Origin of the sequence: Nostoc sp. UHCC 0251 (assembly GCF_034932245.1) — a bacterium.
Lineage (GTDB): Bacteria > Cyanobacteriota > Cyanobacteriia > Cyanobacteriales > Nostocaceae > Nostoc.
In genome coordinates, this window is the sequence record NZ_JAYGHD010000446.1 from 1 (window position 1) to 6,867 (window position 6,867).

A 6,867-nucleotide genomic window follows, 5' to 3' on the forward strand; every position below is an offset into this window, starting at 1 on the left:
GAAAGGGTAAAGGGATAAATTTAACCTTTCCCCTTACCCCTTTCCCTTTCCCCATGCCCAATGCCCAATGCCCATACTAAGCATATGCAAGTGGATCAACCAGTCCCAATTCGGCAAAAGCTGCCAGTCGCAAGCGACAAGAATCACATAAACCACAGGCGACATCTCCACCCGCATAGCAAGACCAAGTTAGTTCCCAAGGAACTCCCAATTGGTTACCCAGTTGGATGATTTCGGTTTTTTTCAGGTTGATCAGGGGTGCAACAATATTGATTGGTTGCCCCTCACGCCCTTGTTTGGTTCCCAGGCGAAAGACTTCCTGCATTGCCTGGATATAGTCGGGGCGACAGTCAGGATATCCTGAGTAATCTAAGGCATTGACACCGATATAAACACGTTCAGCTGCGATCGCTTCGGCATAACCAAGAGCAAAGCTTAAAAAGATGGTATTACGAGCCGGAACATAGGTGACAGGAATATTTTCAGACATTTCAGCCAGAGAACGTTCCTGGGGCAAATCAATGGCGTCATCGGTAAGCGCCGAACCACCCCATTGTCGTAAGTCAAAATTAACCACCTGATGTTGTGCGATCGCAGCTTTTTGAGCAACAGTGAGGGCTGACTGTAACTCTCGTCGGTGTCGCTGCTGATAATCGAAGGAAATAGCATGACATTCACAGCCATCAGCCTTAGCTTTGTACAGAATTGTGGAAGAGTCCAATCCCCCAGATAACAGAATTACAGCTTTCATCTCGGTTGCAAATTTTGGATTGTAAATCGCCAAATTACACCTCTAACAAGATGTCAAGGAGCAATGCCAAAGCGACTCCTGAACCCTGTGAGTGATGGCAAACAACACCCCACCTGAAATATTCCAGAGAAATAATCTCCACTAGTTTCTCTCAAAAAGCGGTGTGATGTCTTTTCTATAAGACGCTACAACTAGCACAGCGCGGCGTAAATCAAGATACCATTTTAAAACTTGCAAAAACCTTGATATCCAAAACTTTTGACTTTTGCCTTGTGGTACTAGCTTGCTTCTTTGCAGAAGTATGTTTATACGACGGATGCTGCAAATAATCATCTAAAAATCTTTTCAAGTAAACAGTGACGATAATTTCCACTAACATTTTTCTGAAAAAAAGCACAAGTGTTACTTTTTCATGACTTTGTAATTTTAGTAGTATCAATTTAGATATTGATGTCGGTAATTAATTACCTAAATGCAACCTACAGTTAAGCCAAAGCAGAGTCAGCCGCTCCTGAGAAATTTGAAGAATTTACACTTAAGTCTTACTAGATGTTTTAAAGTTAATAAAAAGACACATATTTATTGTAGAAAGTGCAAAATCCAAAACAGACCCGAACTATCTATACAAAAGATATTTGGATTACGGGAACCGATCACAAACTTTGAAATTCTTCATAAACATAGGCTCTATGTTACCATCTGGATGGTTTTAGACGGATCGTAACTGGCTTTCGAGTATAAACGCCAACGGCCGTAGCGTCTCTAAATTTGGTGGTTGAGGAGAGAATAATAGTGCAAGATAGCATGTCAGTGGCAGAACCGAATCCATATACACAGCGCAACCAGCCACGACCGATCCGCATAGGCGTGATTGGAGTGGGTAACATGGGACAACACCACGCTCGCGTACTGAGTTCAATGAAAGATGTTGAGCTAGTCGGAGTGGCAGACATTAATGTTGAGCGAGGGCTAGAAACTGCCAGCAAGTACAAGGTGCGTTTTTTTGAAGATTACTGTGACCTGCTACCCCTTGTAGATGCAGTTTGTGTAGCTGTTCCCACCCGTCTGCACTATGCCGTCGGTATCAACTGTCTGTTAGCGGGAATTCATGTTTTGATTGAAAAACCGATCGCAGCCAGTATTTCTGAGGCAGAGTCCCTAGTAAATGCCGCTGCCGAGTCTGGGTGTATCCTGCAAGTAGGTCATATTGAGCGTTTCAACCCAGCTTTTAAAGAACTGAGCCAAGTACTGAAAACTGAGGAATTGCTGGCGCTAGAAGCCCACAGAATGAGTCCGTACTCAGATCGGGCAAACGATGTTTCAGTTGTGCTGGATTTAATGATCCATGACATCGACCTACTTCTAGAATTAGCTGCTTCCCCAGTAACAAAATTGACTGCTAGCGGTACTCGCTCCCTAGACTCTGGTTATTTAGATTACGTAACCGCCACCTTGGGGTTTGCCAATGGTATTGTTGCTACTCTGACTGCCAGTAAAGTCACTCACCGAAAAATTCGCCGGATTGTCGCCCATTGCAAAAATTCATTTACTGAGGCAGATTTTCTTAAAAATGAAATTTTGATTCACCGACAAACGACTGCCAATTCTCTCACCGACCACCGACAAGTACTTTACAGGCAAGATGGTGTGATTGAAAAAGTCTACACCAGTAATATTCAACCTTTGAGTGCAGAATTAGAACATTTTGTCAACTGTGTACATGGTGGCAATCAACCCTCAGTAGGCGGTGAACAAGCTCTTAAAGCTCTGAGACTGGCAAGTTTGATTGAGCAAATGGCATTGGAAGATCGAGTTTGGAATCCATTAGACTGGCAATCGGAACCAAGAGTACAATCATTGACTCCGACAGCCTAAAAGAGGGGATGAGGGGGATGAGGGGGAAAGGTAACATTTTCTCCTTGCTCTCCCACAACTACAACCTCAGAAGAAAACTCTAAAGTGTTTAAATTTGCCATCAAATTTTTAGATCCTCCCTAGTCCTTTTAAAAAACCGACTAAGGGGGATCTAAAAAATTAGAAAACATAAATCTAGTGGTTGGTTTGATTCTAGCTTCCACCTGTCTTATACCATTTCACGAAAAATTTAATGCAGATGTAACCCCTGAAAGCTTTGCTGCATCTAAGTTTTTTAATTGCGTAAAGCCTGCGGCATGGCTGCGCTTAGAGAGGAGCGGGGCGTAGCCCATTGCGAATTGCGAATTGCGAATTGCGAATTGCGTTAGCGCAGCGTTAGCGAGTCTTCGAGCGTCATTGCGAATTGGTATTACTCTGTTTCTTCGTTGCGATGCCAACTTTAATAATGCAGCAAAATTACTTTGACTTTAGCTAGTAAGAATAATTACCTTTTAAAAAAGCTAAGGCTGAATTTATTAACAAAACTAGTCCAGCAATTTCAGGAATTAACTCAATGCTTGAATGGATAACTAATACCATCAACTATTTTGGTTATTGGGGAATTGCCCTGCTAATGTTCTTAGAGAACCTTTTTCCCCCAATTCCTTCGGAATTGATTATGCCACTGGCTGGATTTACAGCAAGTCCATATCAACCAGGAGGGGCAAAGCTGAATATCATTGGTGTGTTTTTTGCAGGACTTTTGGGTTCTGTATTGGGCGCACTTATTTGGTACTATCCAGGTAAGTTTTTGGGTGAAATTCGTTTGAAAGCTTGGGCTGACAAATATGGCAAATGGCTGGGCATATCCAGTAAAGATATTACCAAGGCCAAACAGTGGTTTGAGCGACGAGGTAGAACAGCAGTATTAATCGGTCGCCTTGTGCCAGGAATCCGCACTTTGATTTCTGTTCCCGCAGGTATCAGCAATATGCCCTTACTACCATTTCTGTTTTACACAACCTTTGGTAGCGCTGCTTGGGTGGGTTTGCTAACATACTCAGGATACATATTGGGTAGTCAGTATGAACTTGTGGACAAGTACCTCGCTCCTGTATCCAAAATCGTGCTTGGGGGTTTGGTTCTAGCGTTTGTTTTCTGGATATTCAAGCGCCAGTTAAGACGTACTAGAAGATGAAACACGGACGCTTTTGGTTTGAAAGCAGTGAAAGCAGGGGTTACATCTGGCCAAAATTCGCCTACACTATGCCAAATAATACTAGATGTGCGAAGGCATGAGCTTATCGGAAGTATCGACCGAATTAATTTTTGGCGTATTTCTAGCTACACTTGACGCAACCTAGAATTTCTGGTTGCTCGCATTTTTGTAAGATGAGCATGACAACTTTTTACAGTTAAGTTTGAACTAGGAGCTTTCATGACAGACCAACCTTCCGCCGCTACCCCTATCAATGCCGCTGCTATACCCATGAATAGAGTGTCAGCATCGACTCCCATCAATGCTGTTAATAATACTCCTCCCAAGACAGGCGGTGGTTCCGGGAAAACCATTCTCAGTGTTGATTTAGGCAGAACTTCCACAAAAACTTGTGTGAGTCGTGAACCCGGCAATGTGGTGTTCGTACCTGCCAACGTCAAGCAGATGTCAATAGAACAGGTACGCGGTGGTGTTTTTGAAGCCAGGGCTACTGACCCCTTAATGGATTTGTGGCTTGAGTATCAAGGAAATGGATATGCTGTTGGTCAATTAGCAGCAGATTTTGGGGCAAATCTGGGAGTTGGCCAATCTAAGGTAGAGGCTGCACTGGTAAAAGTTTTAGCAAGTGCTGGTTACTTCAAACTCAGAGACGATATCTCAGTCGTACTAGGTCTGCCTTTTCTTTCTTTAGAGCAATTTGAAAAGGAAAAAGCACAGTTGATTAGCCAAGTCGGTGGTCCTCATGTGTTAAACTTCCGAGGCGAATCTGTATCGCTCAACGTCAGTAAGGTATGGGTAATGCCAGAGGGCTACGGCAGCCTGCTGTGGTCTGAAGCTCAACCGAAGAAAAGTCCTGGTAGTCCCGATTTTACAAAAATATCGGTGGCGATCGTTGATATTGGACATCAAACCGTCGATCTTTTGATGGTAGATAACTTCCGTTTTGCCAGAGGTGCTTCTAAGAGCGAAGACTTCGGTATGAACAAGTTTTATGAATTGGTGTCCGCCGAAATCGAGGGAGCAGATAGTCAATCTCTAGCCCTGATTTCCGCTGTGAACAAACCCAGAGGTGAACGTTATTACCGTCCTAAAGGCGCTAGCAAGCCAACCAACCTAGATGATTTTCTTCCTAATCTCACAGAGATGTTTTCACGCGAAATCTGTAGCCGTGTACTCGCTTGGTTGCCAGAACGCGTCACCGATGTGATTCTGACTGGCGGTGGTGGTGAGTTTTTCTGGGACGACGTTCAACGTCTGCTCAAAGAAGCAAAGATTAATGCTCATTTAGCAGCACCTTCTAGACAGGCGAATGCTTTGGGGCAGTATATTTATGGAGAGGCACAATTATCCTCCAATCGCGCTGCTAGGGCATAAAGCTGATGTTCCAATGGTCAAAAAAGGTAGTTAAATCCGTCACGTTCAACCCAGAGCTTGCTGATGAAAGCTTGTTAGCGCAAGTAGAAAGTTATTTGGAAAAACAACCAGACAAGACTTTCAGTGATCTCTGTAAAGAAGCCTTGTGGCAATCTTTATGTGTACCGGAATCTGTACAACCTGCTCCACAAACAGCAGCAAAAGCACCAATTGAACAACAAATTGGTGAACTGCAACGTCAAGTGGCTGGACTTGAGGAACGTTTTTTTGCCAAGGGATCCAATCGTTTGGAGGCGATGGAACACCATTTACTGCAACTTTCTCAACAAGTTGCACAACTGGCGCTCATAGTCAATGAGCGATCGTTCATTCAGTCTCCAAATCAATTAGAAGTAGTAAATAATACTTCTTATACCGTTGCTACCCCTCCTCAAGAGGTTGACCCCGTAATCAGTCGCCTTAGTCAGTTTCTCGATGATTTTTAAGAAAGAATCGGGTTTGTGAGCAGTTTTGCTCCTCTTAACAATCCTTAATAATATTATCTATTAAGGATTGTTAATGTCTATATTTGTGTAAATGAAGCGATCGCTCATAATAGCGAATCATCACGGCAATCCGAGTTGATCTGTTCTGGTATTCTTGTGATCAATTGGGATTCGTCAAGCTATGCCCAATTTTCCAGATTGCATGAAGAATAATTTATAACCATTTGTATCTGTACGTCGTATTTCAGCAAGCTTTCGGCAGATTATGATAGAAATCTAAGGCTTTCTGAGAAAGGCGATCGCTCATGACTACCGAAAACAACCCAAGAGCCATTCTAGACTGGGAACACCCCACACCGCCCACAGATTTAATTTTTGATGACGGAGAACCCTTGGAATCAAATCGCCACCGCATTGCCATGAATGTGTTGATTCGGTCATTGCAGCAAGCTTGGGCTGACCGGAATGATTTTTTTACTGGTGGCAATATGTTTATTTATTACAGCAGCGCCCAAGTACGTAACCAGGATTTCCGTGGCCCCGATTTCTTTGCTGTCCTGAATGTGGACGGCACTAATTCTCGTCAAGGTTGGGTAGTATGGGAAGAAAACGGTCGTTATCCTGATGTGATTGTAGAATTAATGTCACCATCTACAGCCAAAATAGATAAGACTGTTAAGAAAGACCTTTACGAACAAACTTTTCATACTTCAGATTATTTTGTCTATGACCCCTTTGACCCGACTTCTTTGCAAGGGTGGCATTTAGATCATAATCAGCAATATCAATCTTTGACACCAAATGAGCGTGGTTGGTTGTGGTGTCAAAAGTTAGGTTTATGGTTGGGAACGTATGAAGGAACAATAGAGAGAGAAACGGCGGTATGGTTGCGGTTTTACGATGTAGCTGGCAATTTGGTTTTGTTACCAGAGGAGGCTGCAATTTCACAAGCGGATACAGCGGTTGCACAAGCACAAGCTGCTGCTGCAAGAGAGGAAGCCGCGGTTGCACAGGCGGCTCGTTTAGCGGCTAGATTGAGAGAATTGGGGGAAAATCCAGATATGTTGTGAATTTTGGCTTTTTTGATTTGTTTGGACTACAGTTTTGAGTTGTAGGATTAAGAATTAGATAGGGAGCATCCACTTTTGGAAGATATACAAAATAAGGGAGAATGTAAAAGGAGA

The 6,867-nt window shown here is 43.2% G+C and carries 6 protein-coding genes; 5 read left to right on the top strand and 1 reads right to left on the bottom strand.

Features of this window, described 5'->3' with window-relative positions; all coding sequences use genetic code 11:
- Window positions 1-76: 76 nt before the first annotated feature.
- The gene (gene queC, locus VB740_RS35010; protein ID WP_323204406.1) at window positions 77-751 is read right to left on the bottom strand and encodes a 7-cyano-7-deazaguanine synthase QueC; all 675 of its coding nucleotides are present in this window, start codon (window positions 749-751) and stop codon (window positions 77-79) included.
- Between the two features lie 792 nt (window positions 752-1,543).
- Here queC and VB740_RS35015 point away from each other — a divergent pair.
- The 5 genes from VB740_RS35015 (at window position 1,544) to VB740_RS35035 (ending at window position 6,753) form a co-directional block, all read left to right on the top strand.
- Window positions 1,544-2,626, top strand: coding sequence for a Gfo/Idh/MocA family oxidoreductase (locus VB740_RS35015; protein ID WP_323204407.1), 1,083 nt, complete (start codon window positions 1,544-1,546; stop codon window positions 2,624-2,626).
- Between the two features lie 553 nt (window positions 2,627-3,179).
- Window positions 3,180-3,803: a DedA family protein gene (locus tag VB740_RS35020; protein ID WP_323204408.1), complete on the top strand. Its 624-nt coding sequence runs from the start codon at window positions 3,180-3,182 to the stop codon at window positions 3,801-3,803.
- A gap of 240 nt (window positions 3,804-4,043) precedes the next feature.
- A complete protein-coding gene (locus VB740_RS35025; RefSeq protein ID WP_323204409.1) occupies window positions 4,044-5,198 on the top strand; it encodes a ParM/StbA family protein in 1,155 nt (384 codons plus the stop codon).
- Window positions 5,199-5,203: 5 nt separating this feature from the next.
- Window positions 5,204-5,683 carry a plasmid segregation centromere-binding protein ParR gene (locus VB740_RS35030; RefSeq protein WP_323204410.1) on the top strand — a complete coding sequence of 160 codons (480 nt, stop codon included), beginning with the start codon at window positions 5,204-5,206 and terminating at the stop codon, window positions 5,681-5,683.
- Between the two features lie 305 nt (window positions 5,684-5,988).
- Window positions 5,989-6,753, top strand: a complete 765-nt coding sequence (locus VB740_RS35035; RefSeq protein ID WP_323204411.1) for a Uma2 family endonuclease — start codon at window positions 5,989-5,991, stop codon at window positions 6,751-6,753.
- Window positions 6,754-6,867 lie beyond the last annotated feature (114 nt).

Excerpts from the sequence above, each read along its gene's own strand:
- VB740_RS35020 (WP_323204408.1), top strand. The coding sequence starts at position 3,180 with ATGCTTGAATGGATAACTAATACCATCAACTATTTTGGTTATTGGGGA.
- VB740_RS35035 (WP_323204411.1), top strand. The coding sequence starts at position 5,989 with ATGACTACCGAAAACAACCCAAGAGCCATTCTAGACTGGGAACACCCC.
- queC (WP_323204406.1), bottom strand. The coding sequence starts at position 751 with ATGAAAGCTGTAATTCTGTTATCTGGGGGATTGGACTCTTCCACAATT.
- VB740_RS35025 (WP_323204409.1), top strand. The coding sequence starts at position 4,044 with ATGACAGACCAACCTTCCGCCGCTACCCCTATCAATGCCGCTGCTATA.
- VB740_RS35030 (WP_323204410.1), top strand. The coding sequence starts at position 5,204 with ATGTTCCAATGGTCAAAAAAGGTAGTTAAATCCGTCACGTTCAACCCA.